The organism is Limnohabitans sp. (genome assembly GCF_046052825.1).
GTDB lineage: Bacteria > Pseudomonadota > Gammaproteobacteria > Burkholderiales > Burkholderiaceae_C > Limnohabitans.
Map to the genome: position 1 here is coordinate 47,985 of NZ_JAVLFP010000098.1, position 19,978 is coordinate 67,962.

Sequence of the window (19,978 nt, forward strand, 5' to 3'; positions counted from 1 at the left end):
GTCAGTTAACAACTCATACAACAGGAGACAAATGATGAGCAAGAAAGTAGCGTACGTAACAGGGGGTATGGGGGGCATTGGAACCGCGATTTGCCATCGTCTGCACAAAGACGGTTTCACCGTGATTGCGGGTTGCGGCCCAACGCGTGACTTTGACAAGTGGCTGGCGGAGCAAAAAGCGCTGGGTTTCACCTTTTACGCGTCGGTTGGCAACGTGAGCTCATGGGACTCGACGGTCGAGGCCTTTGCCAAAGCCAAAGCCGATCATGGCCCGATTGACGTGCTGGTCAACAACGCTGGCATCACGCGGGACCGCATGTTCTTGAAGATGACCCGTGACGACTGGGACGCTGTCATCGACACCAACCTCAATTCCATGTTCAACGTCACCAAACAAGTGGTTTCTGACATGGTCGAGCGTGGTTTTGGTCGCATCATCCAGATCTCATCGGTCAACGGTGAAAAAGGCCAATCGGGTCAAACCAACTACTCGGCGGCCAAAGCCGGCATGCACGGTTTCACCATGGCCTTGGCCCAAGAGTTGGCCAGCAAAGGTGTGACGGTCAACACCGTGTCGCCCGGTTACATCGGCACCGACATGGTCAAGGCCATTCGCCAAGACGTGCTCGACAAAATCGTGGCAACGATTCCTGTCAAGCGCTTGGGCAACCCCGAAGAAATCGGCTCCGTGGTGGCTTGGTTGGCGGGTGAAGATTCAGGCTTCACCACCGGCGCAGACTTCTCGTGCAACGGTGGCTTGCACATGGGCTAAGGCTTCCCTGCCTTATGCACGAAAAAACCCGCTGAGGCGGGTTTTTTCATGGGCCAAAGGGCTCGGCAGGTTGCGAGACCTAGACCAACCCGCCCCGTGCCATTGCGATTTATTCCACCTTGGTGCCAGTTTCTTTGACCACTTTGGCCCACTTGGCAAGTTCTGTTTTCAGGTAATCTGCCACCTCTTTGGTGCTGCCACCCACCGGCTCAAAGCCCACGCCTGCGAGCTTGGCTTGAAAGTCTGCGCTGCGCAAAATCTTGTTGATCTCGCTGTTGAGGTGTTGCACCACCTCGGCCGGTGTTTTGCTGGGCGCGAACACGCCCACCCAGGTGTAGTCCTCAAACCCCGGAAAGCCTGATTCGGCCACAGTGGGCACATCGGGCAACGCCGCCACGCGTTTGTTGCTGGTCACGGCCAAACCGCGCACCTTGCCGCCTTTGACCATTTCCACCGCAGCGGGCAGGGCCACGCTGGCCATTTCCACTTGCCCACCCAGGGTGGCGTTGAGTGCCGGTCCCGCGCCTTGAAAGGGGATGTGCGTCACATCCACCTTGGCCAACACCTTGAACAGGTATTCGGCGGTCAGGTGCGGCGTGGTGCCCGCACCGGCGGTGCCGTAGTTGAGCTTGCCTGATTTGGCCTCGGCCACGACCTCTTGCAAGTTCTGGGCCTTGAGCCCAGGGTAGGCCACCAACAGGTTGGGGCTGGACGCCACCACACTGGCCAGGGTGAAATCTTTTTCGGCATCAAAGCCCGGGTTCTTGGACAAGCTCACGTTCACCGCCAGCGAGCTGGTGTTGACCATCAGCGTGTAGCCATCGGGCGCCGCCTTGGACACGATGCCGCTGGCCACGTTGCCGCCTGCGCCAGCGCGGTTTTCCACCACCACCGGTTGGCCCAGTGATTCACTCAAGCGTTGACCCAGCAAGCGCGCAATGATGTCTGCGGGCCCACCCGGCGCGAAGGCCACCACAAACTTCACAGGCTTGGTGGGATAGGTGGTTTGGGCGTGTGTGCCAGCGCTGATGCCCAGCAAGAGGGCGGTGCTCAATCCAACAAGGGTGCGGCGTTGCAACATGGGTTGTCCTGTCATGGTGAGGGGGAAAAATGAACCTAAGCCTAAGCCGGGGTTTGGCTCAACACGTAATTGGCCATCTCTTCGCGTGTGGTCACCCACACATCCGAATGCTGGGCCACGATGGCCATGATTTCGTCGTACACCCACGCACCCGAGGCGCGTCCCATCACGTGGGTGTGCGCGGTGACGTCCAGCATCAATGGCACTTGCTCGCGCTCGCGCATGGCGGTGAAGGTGTCTACAAAAGTGTCGAGCATGTGGCGTGGGCCTTGGCCATAACGGATGCAGGTGGGCAAGTCATTCACGTCCATCGTCAACGGAATGGCCACGATGCGTTGTCCGTCGAAGTTCATCACATAAGGCCGGTCGTCGTCGTTGACGTCTCCGTGATGCAGGTAACCGGCCTCTGCCAGCAAGCGCGGTGAAATGGGGCTGCCGGTTCCGCGTGGGCTGATCCAGCCGACGGGTTTGACGCCTGCCACGCGGGTCAAGATCTCATCGTTCTTGCGGATGTTCTCGCGCTCTTGGGCTTCGTCAAAGTAGACCGGAATCACATCCATGCCCCACGAGTGGTTGACGATTTCGTGGCCCCGCGCATGCAGCGACCGCACGGTGTCAGGGTCGCGCTCGGCCAACACGCCGTTGACCATGATGCTGGTTTTGACACCGCGTTTGTCTGCGTAGTCGAGCAGGCGGTGAATGCCGCGCACCATGCCAAAGCTGGCCCATGAATGGGCGTTGGTGTCAAAAAAACCAGGCTTGAGCACATTGCCCATGGGGCCAATGCCAGGGGCTTGGCCGTCAGACCAAGCCTCGTAAGCGATGTTGAAAATCACCGCCACGCGGCGGCCGCCTGGCCAACGGAAGTCGTCTGACAGTCGGGTGATGTGGGACGTGTTGTTCATCGGGAAAACTCTTTCTATGAAATTCAAAAGGGGTCAGGTTGGGGCAGACAGTGCGCTGTTCAAAATGATGTCAGCGGTTTTTTCGTAGTGGCCTGTCAGGGCTTGGCAAGCGGCCTGGGTGTCACCCGCCAGCACGGCGTCCACCATGGCTTTGTGTTCGTCCAACTCGTGGCGCCGCTTGTACGACTTTTTGACCGCCAGTTGGCGGTAGCGGTGGGCTTGGTCGTAGAGCTGTTCGCAAAACCCAATCAACCAACGCGAGCCACATTGCGACACCAGCACGCGGTGGAACTCTCGGTGCAAGGCCTCCCAAGCGGGGTTCTCCACATAGCGGTCGGCAAACAACGAGCGCGGTGTTTTGGACAGGCGGTGCAGCGCCAACACCAGTTGTTCCTCCCATGCGGGTGTGCGGGCCAACAAGCCTTGGGTGAGGGCCAAGGTTTCCACCCACACCCGTGTCTTGGCCAACTCCCGCAAGGCGTCCTCGCTCACCGCAGCCACGGCAAACCCGCGTTGCTCCAAATGTTGCACCCAGCCTTCGGCCGCCAATCGGTTGAGTGCCTCGCGCACCGGCGTGGCGCCCGTGCCGTAGTGGGCACGCAAGGCCTCAATGCCCAATTTGCTGCCGGGGGTCCAATGGCCGTTGAGCACATCGGCGCGCAGCCGTTCGTAGGTGCTGGCCGTCAGCGATGCACTCGTTTCAGACGCGGGAGCGGTGTTCATAAGGCGACAGGATTCATCGATAAAAAATTGTCTGAGGGGGAATTATCGATATTATCCAGCCATCTCTTTCTCCCTTTAAGGACTGAACATGCGTTTGCTGAGTTTTCAAGATCAAGGCCATTCAGGCATCGGCTGGATTGCCAGTGCACAAGCCACCGAGTTTGTTGACTTAGGGCTGACCGGTGCCCATTTGCCCCATGACATGCTGACCTTGCTGTCCACACCGGGCGCCATGGCGGCGGCCCATGCTGCGGCCCTCCAGGCGCCAGCTTCGGCCATCAAGCCTTTGGCCAGTGTGCGTTTGTTGCCTGTGGTGCCCAATCCCAGCAAGATCGTGTGCATGGGCTTGAACTACGCCGACCACGCCGCTGAGGGTGGCAACGCCAGGCCTGAGTACCCCAGTTTCTTTTTGCGTGGTCCCAGCTCCATGGTCGGCCATTTGGCCCCCTTGGTTCGCCCCAAAGCCTCGACCAAACTCGACTACGAGGCCGAATTGGCCGTCATCATCGGCAAGCGTGCACGCCACCTGACCGCTGCCAACGCCCTGGACTGCGTGGCGGGTTACTCGTGTTTCAACGATGGCAGTTTGCGTGACTACCAGCGCAAATCGGGCCAGTGGACGATTGGCAAAAACTTCGACGACAGCGGCCCCTTCGGCCCTTGGTTGGTCACCCCCGACGAGCTGCCGCCCGGCGGCGCAGGCCTGCGCATTCAGTCGCGTTTGAACGGCAAAGTCATGCAAGACGCCAACACCCAAGACTTTTTGTGGGACGTGGTCGAGTCGCTGCGCATCATCACCGAGTGCATGACGCTAGAGCCTGGCGACGTCATCATCACCGGCACCCCTGCGGGTGTGGGCTATGCCCGCAACCCGCCCGTGTGGATGGCGCCCGGCGATGTGTGCGAGATCGAGATCGAGGGCATTGGCACCCTGTCCAACCCGATCATCGACGAGCAGTAAAGCGCGGCGCTTTGGCGCCACCCTGAATCCATAACCCACAAGGAGACACCCGTGATCAGCTTCAAACTCAATGGCAAACCGGTGCGCAGCCCGGCGGCAGAGGCCACGCCTTTGCTGACCGTGCTGGCCAATGATTTTCAAATCAATGGCAGCAAGTACGGTTGTGGCAAAGCCCAATGCGGCGCTTGCGCCGTCATGGTCGACGGCAACCCGGTGCGCAGCTGTGTGACGCCCCTTTCGTCAGTCGCAGGTCGCGCGGTGATCACCTTGGAAGGCATGACAGATGGCAAGCAACCGAGCCGCCTGCAACAAGCCTTCATCGACGAACAAGCCGCACAGTGCGGCTACTGCACCGCCGGCATGATCGTGCAAGCCCAAGCCTTGCTCGACCGCAACCCCAAGCCCACCGACGCCGAAGTGCGCTCGGCCCTGGATGGCAACTTGTGCCGCTGCGGCGCCCACAACCGCATCGTGCTTGCCGTCCTGCGTGCGGCGAAGGGAGCTTGATCATGAACCACACACTCACCGCCACCCGCCGTGGCTTCTTGAAAACCACGGGCTATGTCTCGTTGGCCTTTGGCATTCCGTTGGATGCGGCCTTGTCGCAGACGGCAGCTGTCACTGACAAACCGCGCTTGCCCGGCGACTTGAACACCCACCGCAAACTCAACGCGTGGCTGCGCGTCAACGCCAACCAGACCGTCACCCTGCTCGTGGGCAAGGTGGAGTTGGGGCAAGGCATCTTGACCGCCGTCACGCAAATTTGCGCGGACGAACTCGACATCGACTTGTCGCGTGTGCAAGTCATCTCGGGCGACACCGCCTTGGTGCCCAACGAGGGCGTGACCGCCGGCTCGTTCTCGATGCCGTATTGCGCCACGGCCGTGCAATACGCCTCGGCAGAGGTGCGTGCCATCCTGCTCGGCTTGGCGGCAGAAAAACTCAAGCAACCCCTTGACACCTTGAGCGTGCACGACGGCATGGTCAGCGCCATCAGCGGTGATCAAGTGGCCTATTGGGACCTGGTCTCGGGCGAGGCGCTCAACCGCGAAGCCACGGGCCAAGTCAAACCCAAGCCCGCGCACCGCCACCGCTACATCGGCCACTCCGTGAACCGGGTAGACCTGACGCCCAAGATGGTGGGCCAAGCCATGTTTGTGCAAGAGCACCGTCCGGCAGGCATGCTGTTTGGCCACATCGTGCGCCCACCCACCTACCAAGCCAAGTTGCTGTCGGTCAATTTGGCCGCCGTACAAAAAATGCCGGGCGTGGTCAAGGCCGTGCGCAACGGCAGCTTCTTGGGTGTGGTCGCCAAGCGCGAAGAACAAGCGCTGGCCGCCGCCAAAGCCATGGCTGCTTCGGCCAAGTGGCAGGTCGACAAAGTGTTGCCAGGCCACGACGGCATCTTTGAATGGCTGCGCAAAACCAAGCCCAACAAACGCATCGACACCAAAACGCAGGTGCGTGCCGGTGGCGAGCCCGTGGTGAAAACCATGCAGGCCACCTACCAGCGCCCGTACCACATGCACGCCTCCATCGGCACCTCGGCGGCCATTGCCACCTTGGGTGCAGACGGGGTGATGTTGATTCAAACCCACAGCCAGTCGGTGTTTGAAACCAGCGTGGCGATTGCCAAGATGCTCGGCATGGAGCCCGCCAAGGTGCGCTGCCAACACATGCAAGGTGCCGGTTGCTATGGCCACAACCTGGCCGACGACGCTGCGGCCGACGCCGCGCTGTTGGCGGCAGCCGTACCCGGCAACCCTGTGCGCTTGCAGTACACCCGCGAGCAAGAACACACCTGGGAGCCCTATGGCTCGGCCATGGAAATCCAGGTGCAAGCGGGTTTGGATGCCCAAGGCCATGTGCTGGATTGGGACTTGCAAGTGTGGTCCACGCCACACGGCACACGCCCCAGTGGCGAGCCTGGCAACTTGTTGTCGGCGCGCTATCTGGAAAAGCCTTTCACCCTGCCCGTGCCCGTCAATGGTGGCCCGCCCAATTACGCAGCCGACCGCAACGCCATTGCGCTCTATGAATTCCCTGGCCACAAGGTGTTGACCCACTTCATCACCGACATGCCCCTGCGTGCCTCGTCCACCCGAGGCTTGGGGGCGTATGCCAACGTGTTTGCCATCGAGTCGTTCATCGACGAATTGGCAGCGGCGGCCAAAGTCGATCCGGTGGAATACCGTTTGCGCTTTTTGAAGGACGAGCGTGCGCGTGATGCTTTGGTCAAAGCGGCCAAAGCCTTTGGCTGGGCCGATTGGAAAAAGACCGAAGGCCGTGGACGCGGCATCGCCTTTGCCCGTTACAAAAACATCGCGGGTTATTGCGCGGTGGCCTTAGAGGTCGAGGTCAACCGCCGCAACGGGCGCATCCGTGTGCTGCGCGCGGTGGCGTCGGCGGATGTGGGCCACATCGTCAACCCCGATGGCGTGAGCAACCAAATCGAAGGCGGTTTGATCCAGTCGCTGAGCTGGTCGCTCAAAGAAGAAGTCAAGTTCGACGATACCAAGGTGCTCTCCAGCGACTGGGCCAGCTATCCCATCTTGACCTTCTCAGAAGTGCCACCTGTGGATGTGGTGTTGATCGACCGTCCGGGGGCGCCATTCCTCGGCACGGGCGAGGCCTCGCAAGGCCCCACGGGCGCTGCCTTGGCCAATGCCGTGTTCGATGCCACCGGCGTGCGTTTCCGGCGCTTGCCGCTCACGCCGGACCGCGTCAAAGCAGGCTTGACCCAAGCTTGAATGTGTGGGTGAGTGCGCTTTCGCGGTGCTCACCCGCCCCTGCGCTTGGGCTGCCGTGGGGCGTGAAAGGGCGTCAAGGCGTCTCGCCGCGCAAGCCCGCGGCCTTGGCCACCACACGCCATTGCACCAACTCGCGGGACAGCGCCTGGGCAAACTCCTCGGGGGTGCCACTGACGGCTTGAGCGCCTTCTTGCTGCCAACGCGCTTGGCCACCGCGTTGGCATCCAGTGCGCCGCCGTCACCCCCCTTGTTGTCCACCACCACGGGTTGGCCCAATTTTTCGCTCAATGTTTTCGCCACATCACGCGCAATGCTGTCGGTGCCGCCCCCTGGGGCAAAAGGCACGACCAGGGTGATGGGCTTCGTGGGATACGTTTGGGCCCAACCGAGGTGTGGGGTCACAACGGCAATCAAGCCCAACCAAACTAAATCTCGAACAGCAGGGCGCATGAGGGTAGGAAGAACGTAAGCTTGGCTAAAAAATGACTGAGATGTCACTTAGGGTCAGCACTGTGTTTGCAAAAGTACGGAGAATCAGGCGGAAAAATAGTTTATCAAGTCGGTATTTTTTACAAGCGCATCATGAAAATTTTATTGATTGAAGACGAGACAAAGATCGCTGAATTTGTGATCAAGGGTTTGACTCAGGCTGGTTTTCAGATGTCCCATGCGCAAGACGGGCTCACCGGATTGGCTATGGTCGAGGAAATGAACTTTGACTTTGTGGTGCTTGATGTCATGCTGCCCAAGTTGGGGGGCTTTGATGTGTTGCGCCAAATGCGTGAGAACGGCAATCTCACGCCAGTGATCATTTTGAGTGCCAAGGTTGATTTGCCTGATCGTTTGATGGGGTTTGAGGTGGGGGCGGATGATTACCTGCCTAAGCCTTTTTTTGTGGAAGAGTTGGTGGCGCGTATCAAGGCGGTCATGGCGCGCAAGAACCCCGAAACCAGCAATCAAATCAGTTTCCAAGGATTGACCATGAATGTCGTCGACCGAAGAGCCCAATGGCACGAGGTGTCTGCGGTCTTGAGTCAACGTGAGTTCAGTTTGTTGGCTTTGTTGATGCGCTCCCCTGGGCACATCTATTCACGCCAACAAATTTTGAAGCATGTCTGGGAAATAAACTTCGATCCTGAAACCAATGTCGTGGATGTGTGTGTGCGACGAATCAAAAGCAAGCTGGGAAGAAACAAAACAGACCAGGCGTCGCCCATCGAGTCAGTTCGTGGGGTGGGATATCGGCTGAGAGTGGAGGAAGATGCATGAAGACTTCCTTTAAGTTTCATGTTTTTGTTCGACTGGTGTTGCTGACCTTTTTGATCATTTTTGCAAACCGTTATATTGCTCAAAATCTATTGATTTCACAGCTCCAAGAGCATTCGATTGAGACCATGGGCAAGAGCCTCCATGCCTGTTCCTCACGAGTTTTTCAAAAAGAAGAATTCATCAGCTGTTCTAAGCAATTGCATCTTGGCGTGCTGATCAACAGTGAGATGGATTATTACGAGGTATGTGATTCGACTTCTTCCCTGGTCGAGGGCCAACTCGCATCGTTGTGTTCACTCGCCAATCGTCCTCAATTGTCATGGACTAGATTCAGCAAGGACGTCGATCACGCCAAGGTTGTGAACGATCAACAGACTTGGCAATTGGTCAAATTAGCAGGTGTAGCAGACAGCCCCAAGTTGTTGATGCCCCAAAGCTACATGGACCAATACATGGACGAGATTTGGGCGCTTCGCGATAAAAACTTGGTGTTTGTACTGCCTACCATTTTCGTTCTTCTGAGCTTGATGTCACTGTATATCGTTCGGGTTGTCTTCACGCCCATTCGCAACATCGAACAAGCGGTCGCCGCCTTGGACTCCAAGAGTTTGAATCAGCCCATAGGGCTGCCCACACAGTTTCTGGAGTTCCGAACCTTCGTTGCTGTGTTCGAGGATTTGCGTCACCGTTTGGCAGATAGTTTTGTCAAGGCGCGTCGTTTTGCATCCGATGCCTCGCATGAATTGAGAACCCCCTTGGCCATACTGCGTGGTAATTCGGAACAATTGATCGAAGAACTGGCTAAGGGGTCAGGGGCCCAGATACGAGCCTCTCGCATGAATGAAGAAATTGACCGGTTGATAGAAATCACAGAAAAGTTGCTGATGCTGTCACGCGCCGATGCCAACTGCTTGGTTGAAGAGCCCACGGAAGTCGATTTGACTGCCTTACTTGAAGAGTTGGTTGAAGAGGCTGAGGGCTTGCCATTCAATCTTCGGGTCAGTGGCCGTATTGAGCCGGGTGTGTTCTGGTGGGGTGACCGTACCCTGATCAGGCAATGCATCTACAACCTATACAGCAACGCATTGAAATACAACGTGGCGCATGGATGGGTGGACATCTGTTTGTCAACACAAGGGGATCGCTTTGTTTTCACCATTGAAAATCCTTGCTCTGATATTCCAGCCGATTTGAGCGAGAGGGCGTTTGAGCGTTTTTACCGTGGAGATGCCGCTCATACCCGTCAAGTCGATGGCTTAGGTTTGGGCTTGAGCTTGTGCGAGGAGATTGTCAAATTGCACGACGGTGTCTTGACGTTGCTTGTCAAAGACAAACAACGGGTTTGCATCGAACTCAAGGCACCCTGCCACAGGAAATCTGTGCCACCAGCTCACGTTTTGTCGTAAAAAAATATTACTTTCACATTTAGTATTTGAAAATGACAAAGATGTCATCAACAGGTGCGATTCCATTGACTATCGTGTCTCATGGCCGCACCGCAACCCACAAACCACGCAATCGATAAGATCAAAACCTCAGCTGGCTTAGCTGGGGTGGAGATCTCTGGGTCGATTGAATTGACGCCGGTGATGGTGTTGGCGGCCTCGCTTTTGTACATGATGTCCTCCGACGGTCATATTGAGGACGAGGAGAGCAGCCAACTTCAAGCGGTCATTGGTGGCAATGAAGAATTACTGAGCTACGCCTTGGCTTATGTGCAGAGGGTCCCCATCGACGACTTTCTGAAGCTTGCCCCCGTCTTGTTGAGCCAGCAAGACAAGCTGTGTATCTTGACCAACGTCTGTGATTCGATGTTGTCAGATGGGCGTTGCGAAACAGCTGAGCTGGAGTTGTTTGAAAAAATGCAGTCTGCATTCGGTGTGACTGCCACAGTATTCAAACCTTATTTCAAAATCATTCAACTCAAGAACGACAAATCGGTCTTTGGTCCGTTTGTTCCATTGCAAGAAGGTTCTCAGAGGGTCACGCCTCATCTCGCCCTGGCCGTTTCATTGATTTACATGATGAGTGCGGATGGCAACCTTGGGCAGGAAGAAATTGGTCAGCTCGAAACGGTCATTGGTGAGTTTGATGGGTTGCAAAAAGCAGCGTTAACCTTTGTCCGCTCGGTCAAGCGCGAAGACTTTTTCAAGCTAGCCCGTCCTGTGTTGAGCAGCACCCAATTGCTGTGCATCTTGTCCAATGTGTGCGATTCCATGATGGCTGACGGCGTAGTCGCCGTTGTGGAGGACAAACTTTTCATGCGCATGGTGATGGCGTTTGGCCTGCGTGTGGAAGACTTTGATCGGTATCAAAAAGTTTTGGAGACCAAAAACTTCAAGCCCTTTGATGTCAGCAAATTCCAAAACAGAACCGTCCATGGGCGTGAACTGACCGATGACCTGGTTGAAGGCGAAATGTTGGAGTCCGCGCAACCTGAGTCCGCACTTGGCATTGAAGTTCGGCGCACGATGCATGACAACATTGAAAGCGTGCACCAAGATTTCGGATCCGACGAAAACATCATCCAAGTCAATCACAATGCAACAGATGACTTGAATCTGCAAACCCTTCCTGCTGGCGCCGCAACTGAAAATTTGCAGCTGTTGGATCAGTCTCTTGCCCCGCAAGTCAACAAGCAACGCTTGACGGAGGAAGCACAGGCCTCCGCACCAAAGTGGCTAGGTGGCCAAGCCTCTATTTTCAACCGGGTGGCTTTGGATGTTGAAGCTGCCCCCGTGTCACGCATACAGATTGAGGTGGCAGCGCCTGAACCCAATGTACAAACCTTGGAGCTTGTTCCTGAGGTAGAGAACATCCAAGTTTTAGCGCAAGAACCCAGTGTCGATCACATTGAAGTATTGACACCGGAAGTTCGGGTGAAAAACCTTTTCGAAGACATCGAGGAGCTGACGGAGCAACTTGATCAATTTGAAGTAGAAAATAAAAAACTGCTGGCTGCAGGAAAAGAACGCCGACTTCTTGAAGAAAAAATCCAAAGCGAAGCCGCAGCAAAACATCAAGACAATTTTGGATCCCTGACTTCAGGTTCAGACGAGACTGCGCTTGGATTGGACAAGCAGCAAGAGCTGACAAACATGCAGTTTGTCGGCGCAGAAGTTTATGGCGCCAATCATCAAAAAATCTGGGAGGGTGAAACCTCTGCCAATTGGCAAACGCTATCCACCCGTTCCCCGCCCAACGATCTTGACGTGTCAACTTCTGCCGCAAACAACGCTTTTCTCACTGATGTTGCATTTCAAAAAAATCGTGCATCTCAAACTGCGCCTTTTGCAGGCCATGAGGAAGCCGGCTTGTTGGCAGCCAACGACCCAGGTGACAAGCGCCGTTCATCGGCTACCGGTCGCTTGGCGTCGAAAGACCTGCCTCAAACAGACGAGCTCAGCCGTCGCCGCGACCTCAAAATCTTGGTGAAGGTCAGTGCCACATTTTTGATGTTGTCTCTATGGAGCACAAACATTGCGGCCATTTATCCTAAAAACTCTTCATCGGTTGTTGGCAAACTCAATCGCCAGAGTCAAACACCCATCAGCGTCGCACCCGTGAAGTCACTCTGATCGTTCAAGGCGTCTCTTGGCTGAGGACATAGCCTCTGTCCACCTCCGCACGAAATGACATTTGAGTCATTCATCGACTCTGTGACGTAGCTGTCACCCATGCCAAATGAGAACTTGATTATGGTCAGACATGGCCGCAATTCAAGCTCTTGCAAAGTCGTTTCCACATCGCAGTGCACCTGCAGAGTCGGTGTCTGTGGCAAAGACAGCGTCTTCCCATTCACTGACGCCGGCCCTAGTTTTGGTGGCCGGTATCTTGTACATGATGTCATCCGACGGACAGATTGAAGACAAGGAAACCAGCCAACTCCAAGCGGTTATTGGTGACAACGAAAACTTATTGAACTTTGCCTTGGACTATGTGCAAAGGGTGCCTGTTGAGACGTTTCTCAAGCAAGCACCCTTGGTACTCAGCATGCAAGACAAACTGTGCATTCTGACCAATGTCTGCGACTCGATGCTCTCCGATGGGCGTTGTGAGCCATCAGAATTGTTATTTTTTGAGACATTACTGAACGCATTTGGTGTCAGCCCGGAGGAATACAGACCCTATTTCCAAGTGATCCAATTGAAAAATGACAAAACGGTGTTAGGCCCGTTTGCCGAAATTCAAGATGGACCCCGAATATCGCCGCACTTGACTTTGGCGGTGTCTTTGCTTTACATGATGAGCGCAGATGGTCGACTGGCACAAGAAGAGATCGGTCAATTTGAAACTGTGGTGGCTGAGTTTGACGGCTTACAAATAGCGGCCTTGGGCTATGTGCGGGCTAACAAACGTGAAAACTTCCTCAAGCGAATGCAACGAGGGCTTAACAAAAAGCAGAAACTTTGCGTGCTGATCAATGTTTGCGACTCCATGATGTCCGATGGGGTGGTGTCCGTCGTGGAGTACAAGTTGTTCTTGGGCATCATGTCTGTCTTTGACTGGCACATTGCAGACTTCAACAAATTCAATAAGGTTTTAGAAGTCAAAAATTTCAAACCATTTGATGTCAGTCAATTTGAAAATCCAGTCGCGCACTTGCGCGCCGTTGACGCTGCGGCGGTCCAGCCCGACGTCTTTGACATGGCCAAGACCGACGATGAACTTGGGATTGAAATTCATCGAACCTTGCTTGACAACACCGATGCAATGCAGAAAGACGTTGGACCGAGCCAGAACATCATCCAAGTTGATCACAACGCCAAAGATAACTTGAACATTCAAATCCTAGGTGACACGCCAGGGTTCAATGGTCCCGCTGAACTTACCCTAAATTCATCTTCGTCATCCAACACACCGACTTTCTCTGCGCTGGACTCTCAGACGTCAAACTACCAAGCACTTGACGATGGCGTTGACCCAAAACTGTTTGTGGTTTTACCTCCTGATGTCCGGGTCAGGAATCTATTTGAAAACATTGAAGTACTGACCAAACAACTTGATGCTTTTGAAGCAAAAAATAAGTTGCTGTTAGCCGTCGTGAAGAAAGCTAAATTTCACCAAGATAACCAGCGCGACGGATCTGAAACATTGAATCTAGTCAGCCCATTACTTCATTCTGTTAAGGAATCAACCCATGAGATAGGCCTTGACATGACGGATGTCTGCGCGAACGTACAGGGTGAGGACATCCATCCATCGACTGAGAATCAACAAGCCTTAAAGTTGGACGCCTTGGATGCGGATCGGCAGAAGTTGGATCTGGACAGCCCAACCGATCGGCAACGGCAATTTGAAACGAGGGCACTTCAGCGCCCAAGCGCTTCAACAGGCCTTGGCAAGACGCATGTTCAGAGCAATGTCCAGTCTGTGGGGGCGCACGTCTTTGGCTCAAATCACCAGATCATTGGACAAGATGTGTTTTCTGCCAATTGGCAACAGCTTGCACCATCAGAGTTCAGCAACGACCTCGATCTGTCTCGTTTTGCGGCCAACAGTCCATCACTCGATGGCAATGTGGCAGAGCCCACAGCCACATCCGTGACGCGTTTTGAACTTGTGACACAAACAACTTCGTATGACACGTCACAAGCCCTTCAAGCTGGGTCTGAGGCCGCTGGATGGGATGAGGCACCACCGCAGAGGATGCGCGTCAATCCTGAGCCCAGGCTTCAAAAGCGTGACTTGATGTTGTATGCCAAGCTTGCCACCACGTTTTGCATGCTTTCTTTGTGGAGCCCCAGTACCAATGCCGTGCGCAGTGTGAATCCCAGAGTCGTGACGGGCCAACTCGTTCGCCTGCATCAAGCGCCCTTGGTCGAGGTCAAGCTCGACACCTTGTCAGAAATCAAAACGGCAGATTGACCGAGGTCCACAGACGCGTTCTGAACAAGGAGCCATCCAAGTCTTTGCCGGTTTCGATGTTGGCGTTGGGGTTGACGCCGATGCGTCGGGCCCAAATGACTTTCAGTGTTGCACCGTCAGCGGTTTGCCAGGCCGCAGAAAAACCCGCACCTTTGAGTGAATACGCATTCAAGGCCGTCACATCTTGCAAGTTTTTGGCGGGGAACAAGGTCACGTGTCCGATGTCGTAAAAGCTGGTCACCATCAAACGTGGATCCACTTGCCAGCGCAACTCAAAATTGCCCATCACCCCATTGCCGCCACCGGCTTCGCTGCTGGGGTAGGCGCGCACGCCTGAACTGCCGCCGAGGTAAAACTTTTCTGACGAGTCGAGGTTTTTGCTCGCCATCGAACGCTGGCCCGACAAAGAACCATAAAAAGACCAATCCGAAACCAGAACTTGTTGGCGACTCAAGGCGTAACGAATTTTGCGATAGGACCCAGCGGTTTGGGTGGTGGACGCAATTTCAGACGCATTCGGGGAACCATCCAAATTCAAAAATCCCTCGCTGTAGGTCAAGCTGCCAGTGTTGGAGCCGCCGCCACCCCAGTCATCGAAGCTGTTGCCATACATGCTTAAGGACTTCACGCGGTTGAAGTAATCACTCGCGAGTTGGCCTTCGCTGAAGTTGAGAAATCTCTTTTCGTCCATGGCCAAGCTGAGGTACAAGTTTTGGTTGCGCGACCTCAGCAGCGGGTAACTGGCTTCCAAGCCTTTGGTGTCGGACGAGCCGGTGGGGGCCACCGTGGTTTGAAACTGCAGCACGCTGTAAGCCAGGTGAGAAGAGTTCATGCCAACCCGCCATCCATCCACACCCACGGGCACGGTCCAGCCCACGCGTGAGTAGCGGCTGGCTTTGGTTTCAATCCAATTGGTGCTGACTTGGTCGCCGTTGCCCAAGATGCTGTTGAAGTTCAAATTCATCACCAAGCGGTTGGCGCCGGTTCCCCGGGAGCCGGTGTTGTCTGCCGTGGCATTGCCGTCGTACCAAGGCCGTTGAGCCGCTTTCAACACCAAGTCGGTCTCGCTTTCTTGGGTGCCTTCGGCCAGGTTGCCATTCACATACACGCCAGAAATATCATCGGCAATCAGCAAGGAGCGGTCGATGTTTTTCGAGCTTAAAAACTCTCCGCTGGCCTGGTGTGCCGCAATGATGGCTTTGAGTGACTCGGGGGTGGCGGGGCGGGGTATGTCACCCTCGATCACCACTTTGCCAAAACGCGCCTGCACGACCTGGATGGTGACCACGCCATTCATGACGTCTTGTTCAGGCAAATACACCTGCACGGTCCATCCGGCTTGGCGAAACACTTCTGCCACCTCGGCCACCACCGCTTCGATGTCACTGAAGGACAGCTCTTTGCCTTCGTAGGGCTGCAGCAAGGCTTGCAGCTGGGCTTCCTCGATCAAGGTGTTGCCTTGGATCTTGAAATGCTTGACCAAAATCTTCAAGCCGGTGGTGGGTTTGTTGGCCAGGGGTTTGGGCAGCGCAGGGGCCATCTGGCGTGGCAACTTGAAATTTTGACTGCGATCGATTTGTTGTTGCAACGCACCTGCGTCGAGGTCTGCGGCATGCACCATGGCCGGCAACGACAGCATCAGCATCAGCCAGCTGGCACAAGACATACAGGTTGGACGATGGCGGGGAAGGGGATGGAAGGCTTGCATGGCGATGAGGATGGATTAGTTTTGCAGAGATTCTGAGACGACCACCACGGTGCGTTGCTCGCCCACGGTGATCACCACCGTGATGGGGAAGGTCGCGCGCGAGTCGGGTGAGGTGACCAATGCTTTTTGAGTTTCGTCATAGCGAATCCATGCTGGCAAAGGCTGGTTGTTGGTCAGCGTCACGCTCAGCGGTGGCGGCTCGCCGCCAGTGTTGGAGATGGGCGCCGTGATGAGTTGAGGCAATGGAATCACCAAGCCCACCGTCGCCACATTGGTGGAGCCTTGAGGCAGCATGACCGTGACCAGACCCGAGCTTTGCGGCGTGGGGGCGGTGATGGTGTTGATGCGAATGCCGGGGATGGTCAAGTTGGTCGTGGCAGCCGCCGCCACCGGTGCCGCGACAGGCGCAGGGGCGGGGGCCGGTGCAGCACCACTTGGTACTGCTGGGGCAGCTGCTGGAGCACTCACCACAGGCAAGCTCGGGGGCGGAGCGGCGGGGAAGGTGATCACTTCATCGGGTGACATCAGTTTCACCATGTTCATGGTGTTGCCGCCATCTGTCGCTTTGGGCACCGCATTCACCGTTTGCGTGATGGCGTAGTTGGCCATGTTGGCCACCCCATTGCCTGGGCTGACGGTGATCGATTTGACGTAGTTGGTGTCGTTGAGCGAGACGTCTTTGTAGGCCAACGTCAGCAGGTCGATTTTTGGAATTGATTCTCCGTTTTGCAGCCCCACCACGTTGAAGTCTCGGGCTGCAATGTCAGGCAGATCGGTCTTGGCTTTGAACAAAGTCTTGATGGCAATGCCCAAAGGCGCCTTATTGATGGTGGCCAGTTGGGCGCCACCGGTCAGGGTGTAGTTCGGGTTGTCGATCGTCAAGCTGCTGGTGAACTGGTTGTAAGTTCCCGCGTTCGGGCTGGTCACGGTGGCCTGGCCTGCGTTGATCAGCGGCGAGGCTTCGCTGCCCACCATCCCTGAGAGCACGTACGTGTTGGTGTTGTCAAACCGGTTGTTGCCCTCGTAGACCTTGGTGAACGCCAAATCCAAAGGCTTGGGTTGGATCTCACCCACACGGCCCGTGATGGTGCTGGCAAAGGTGTAGCCGAACACGGGCTTGCCCGATTGTTGGGCGGTCAACGCCAAGCCTGTGACTTCCACGTCTTTTTGGGCTCCTGCGTCTTTGACAGCAGCCCCGGTTCCTGCGCTCACATAGAGCCCGTAGGGTGGGTTGTTGAAGGTCAGCACATCGTGTTCGCCGGTGCGTTGCACCACTTCACCCGAGAGCCTGAAATTCGCCGGTGACAGTTGGGCTTGGTTCGTGCCGTCGTAGTTTTTCACCACGCTGCCCGTCAGGCTGACCACCGCAACTGGGGTGTAGCTGTACAACAAACCATGGCCTGCCGGCACGCTTTGCAACGAACCTCGGTTGGCGTTGTAGTACACGTAATCGTTGTTCAGGGTGTTGGCACTGTCGCCGCTGAGGGCATCAAACGGCGTTGCGTTGGTGCTCCAAACTTGCCAGGTGTGGGGGGCGGTTGTGCTCAGCGCTGTGGCGCCTGCTTGGTTGATGAAGCGTGACGTTTGCAGCACGATGTCTCCACCCGTCGAGGCCAGGCTGGAATTGGCCATCACGGTCACAGGCGCCGTGCTGGCCAGGGTGATCGCCCCGGCACTTTGCAGCCCCGCATAAGTCACGCCTTGGGGGGTCACGTTGCCAATGCTCAGCGCCGTGCTGTTTTTCAGGTCAATCGATGCGGTGCTGTTGGCCGATGCCAAGCGTGACAGCGTGTTGTCTGCATTGCGCATCACCACGGCACCCGTGCCCGACAGTGCCAAGCCAGATTGGCTGCCATCGACCACGCCTGTGGCGGTGAACTGCTGTCCCGTCACATCGATGCGGCTGTCGGCCGTCAAAGCGATGGGGCCCGCCCAACTGCTGGTGCCGTTCGAGGCGCGCAAAGTGGCCCCTTGCAGTGTCAAAGCTTTGGTGCCGACGGCCACCCCTTGCAGGTCCAGCACCGTGCCGCTGGCCAAACGGATGGCGGCACTGTCTGCCCCCAAGCCTTGGGCGTTCGAGGTGGACAAGGTGCCCGCGTTGACCTGAATGGCGCCGGTGAAACTGTTGGCTTGGGTCAGCAGCAACGTGCCCGCGCCTTCTTTGTACAAGCCAGCCGAGCCAGTCACCTGGCCCGCCAGCGTGCCCGCAGAGGCCAGGACGACATGGGTGGGCGCCTGCAGTTGCACGGCGCCTGTGAATTGCAGGTCGTTCAAGGTGGCGATGCTCACCGGCGACAACGTGGACGCATTGCCAATCACCGTGGTCGCTGCCGCATTGGTGAAACGCGACAGCGCTTGGGTTGCCCCCACCGAGTCTGTGATCTCCAGCGTGCTGTTGCCAGCCCCTGCGTTGACCGTCAAGGACCGTGCGGTGCTGTCGCTGTTGACGGTGCCGTTGAGGTTCAGCACGCCTTGGGCGCCCGTGCTGGTCAATTGGGTGTCTGCGCCCAATGTGACCGCTCCGTTGTAGCTTTGGTTGCCCAAGGTTGTGATGGCGCCGCCGCCGATCGTGATGCTGGAGGCTGACACGTTCAAGGCGCTCAAATCTTGGCTCCCACCCAGGGCACTGGCAAACAACACGCGACCCTGGTTGCCAGAGGCGTTGAGCGTGAACGAACGCGCCGTGCCGTCGCTGTTGACCAAGCCGTTGGCGGTGATCACGGCGTTGCTGCCCGTGGCCAGCAGGCTGACATCGCGGTTCAAGGTGACCGCACCCGTGTAGGTTTGGTTGCCCGTGGTGTTGACCGAGCTGGCGTTCAGGGCAATGTTGGTGGCTGTGACGTTGAGCGAGGCCAGGGCAGCGGTATTCCCCACAGAGGCCTCGAACACCGCCGAGCTGTTGGTGCCCGAAGCGTTGAGAGTCAAGGCACGCGCCGTGCCATCGCTGTTGAGCGTGCCGTGGGCGGTGACGACAGCGTGGGTGCCCGTGGCCAACAGGTTGACATCGCGATTCAGCGTGACCGTGCCCGCGTAAGTCTGGTTACCCGAGGTGTTGACCGAGCTGGCGTTCAGGGCAATGTTGGTGGCTGTGACGTTGAGCGAGGCCAGTGCTGAGGTGTTGCCCACAGCGGCGTTGAACACGCCAGAGCCATTGCTGCCCGAAGCGTTGAGTGTCAGGGTACGCGCCGTGCCATCGCTGTTGAGCGTGCCGTTGGCGGTGACGACAGCGTTGGTGCCCGTGGCCAACAGGCTGACATCGCGGTTCAGCGTGACCGCACCCGTGTAGGTTTGGTTGCCCGTGGTGTTGACCGAGATGGCGTTGAGCGAGATGTTGGCGGCGCTGACGTTGAGCGAGGCCAGTGCAGCGGTGTTGCCCAAAGCGGCGTTGAACACGCCAGCGCCATTGCTGCCCGAGGCGTTGAGTGTCAGGGCACGTGCCGTGCCATCGCTGTTGAGCATGCCGTCGGCGGTAACGACAGCGTTGGTGCCCGTGGCCAGCAGGCTGACGTCGCGGTTCAAGGTGACCGCACCCGTGTAGGTTTGGTTGCCCGAGGTGTTGACCGAGCTGGCGTTCAGGGCAATGTTGGCCGCAGTGACGTTGACTGAGGCCAGCGCAGCGGTGTTGCCCACCGCGGCGTTGAACACGCCAGAGCCATTGGTGCCAGAAGCGTTGAGAGTCAAGGCACGCGCTGTGCCATCGCTGTTGAGCGTGCCGTTGGCGGTGACGACAGCGTGGGTGCCCGTGGCCAACAGGCTGACATCGCGGTTCAAGGTGATGGCACCCGTGTAGGTTTGGTTGCCCGAGGTGTTGACCGAGCTGGCGTTGAGCGAGATGTTGGCGGCGCTGACGTTGAGCGATGCCAGTGCTGCGGAGCCACCGCTGCGGCATTGAACACTGCCGAGCCGTTGGTGCCAGAAGCGTTGACAACCAACGCACGCGT

Annotated in this window: 13 protein-coding genes and 1 pseudogene; 8 read left to right on the top strand and 6 right to left on the bottom strand. The window is 56.8% G+C overall.

Annotated elements, in window-relative coordinates; all coding sequences use genetic code 11:
- Positions 1 to 34: 34 nt before the first annotated feature.
- Positions 35 to 772 (top strand): acetoacetyl-CoA reductase, encoded by a 738-nt coding sequence (phbB, locus tag ACKWJN_RS15665; protein WP_408598444.1) that lies wholly within the window; start codon positions 35 to 37, stop codon positions 770 to 772.
- Between the two features lie 109 nt (positions 773 to 881).
- On the opposite strand, the gene ACKWJN_RS15670 is transcribed toward phbB, so the two are convergent.
- From ACKWJN_RS15670 to ACKWJN_RS15680, 3 genes are read right to left on the bottom strand one after another with little or no spacing between them, the layout of a single operon-like run.
- A complete protein-coding gene (locus tag ACKWJN_RS15670) occupies positions 882 to 1,868 on the bottom strand; it encodes a Bug family tripartite tricarboxylate transporter substrate binding protein (protein ID WP_408598446.1) in 987 nt (328 codons plus the stop codon).
- A gap of 26 nt (positions 1,869 to 1,894) precedes the next feature.
- Positions 1,895 to 2,758: a polysaccharide deacetylase family protein gene (locus ACKWJN_RS15675; protein ID WP_408598448.1), complete on the bottom strand. Its 864-nt coding sequence runs from the start codon at positions 2,756 to 2,758 to the stop codon at positions 1,895 to 1,897.
- 33 nt (positions 2,759 to 2,791) lie between these two features.
- A complete protein-coding gene (locus ACKWJN_RS15680; protein WP_408598450.1) occupies positions 2,792 to 3,481 on the bottom strand; it encodes a GntR family transcriptional regulator in 690 nt (229 codons plus the stop codon).
- A gap of 88 nt (positions 3,482 to 3,569) precedes the next feature.
- Between ACKWJN_RS15680 and ACKWJN_RS15685 the strand changes: the two genes are divergently transcribed.
- Genes ACKWJN_RS15685 through ACKWJN_RS15695 form a run of 3 tightly spaced genes read left to right on the top strand, consistent with a single transcriptional unit; the run spans position 3,570 to position 7,192 of the window.
- Entirely contained in the window at positions 3,570 to 4,442 is an 873-nt protein-coding gene (locus tag ACKWJN_RS15685) for a fumarylacetoacetate hydrolase family protein (protein WP_408598452.1), read from the top strand.
- 51 nt (positions 4,443 to 4,493) lie between these two features.
- Positions 4,494 to 4,949 (top strand): (2Fe-2S)-binding protein, encoded by a 456-nt coding sequence (locus tag ACKWJN_RS15690; RefSeq protein ID WP_408598454.1) that lies wholly within the window; start codon positions 4,494 to 4,496, stop codon positions 4,947 to 4,949.
- A gap of 2 nt (positions 4,950 to 4,951) precedes the next feature.
- Positions 4,952 to 7,192, top strand: coding sequence for a molybdopterin cofactor-binding domain-containing protein (locus ACKWJN_RS15695; protein ID WP_408598456.1), 2,241 nt, complete (start codon positions 4,952 to 4,954; stop codon positions 7,190 to 7,192).
- Between the two features lie 204 nt (positions 7,193 to 7,396).
- Here ACKWJN_RS15695 and ACKWJN_RS15700 read toward each other — a convergent pair.
- Positions 7,397 to 7,642 (bottom strand): annotated as a pseudogene (locus ACKWJN_RS15700) (tripartite tricarboxylate transporter substrate-binding protein); the annotation flags it as partial.
- A gap of 132 nt (positions 7,643 to 7,774) precedes the next feature.
- Here ACKWJN_RS15700 and ACKWJN_RS15705 point away from each other — a divergent pair.
- The 4 genes from ACKWJN_RS15705 (at position 7,775) to ACKWJN_RS15720 (ending at position 14,329) form a co-directional block, all read left to right on the top strand.
- The gene (locus tag ACKWJN_RS15705) at positions 7,775 to 8,461 is read left to right on the top strand and encodes a response regulator transcription factor (protein WP_408598458.1); all 687 of its coding nucleotides are present in this window, start codon (positions 7,775 to 7,777) and stop codon (positions 8,459 to 8,461) included.
- Positions 8,458 to 9,867 (top strand): sensor histidine kinase, encoded by a 1,410-nt coding sequence (locus ACKWJN_RS15710; RefSeq protein WP_408598460.1) that lies wholly within the window; start codon positions 8,458 to 8,460, stop codon positions 9,865 to 9,867. The genes ACKWJN_RS15705 and ACKWJN_RS15710 overlap by 4 nt, the downstream gene beginning before the upstream one ends.
- A gap of 81 nt (positions 9,868 to 9,948) precedes the next feature.
- Positions 9,949 to 12,039 carry a TerB family tellurite resistance protein gene (locus ACKWJN_RS15715; protein ID WP_408598462.1) on the top strand — a complete coding sequence of 697 codons (2,091 nt, stop codon included), beginning with the start codon at positions 9,949 to 9,951 and terminating at the stop codon, positions 12,037 to 12,039.
- Positions 12,040 to 12,169: 130 nt separating this feature from the next.
- Positions 12,170 to 14,329: a hypothetical protein gene (locus ACKWJN_RS15720; RefSeq protein ID WP_408598464.1), complete on the top strand. Its 2,160-nt coding sequence runs from the start codon at positions 12,170 to 12,172 to the stop codon at positions 14,327 to 14,329.
- Here ACKWJN_RS15720 and ACKWJN_RS15725 read toward each other — a convergent pair.
- Entirely contained in the window at positions 14,313 to 15,995 is a 1,683-nt protein-coding gene (locus ACKWJN_RS15725) for a ShlB/FhaC/HecB family hemolysin secretion/activation protein (protein WP_408598466.1), read from the bottom strand. The two genes, ACKWJN_RS15720 and ACKWJN_RS15725, sit on opposite strands and share 17 nt — an antisense overlap.
- 57 nt (positions 15,996 to 16,052) lie before the next feature.
- Positions 16,053 to 19,978, bottom strand: a 3,926-nt coding sequence (locus ACKWJN_RS15730) for a beta strand repeat-containing protein (RefSeq protein WP_408598468.1), incomplete at its 5' end; no start/stop codon positions are given.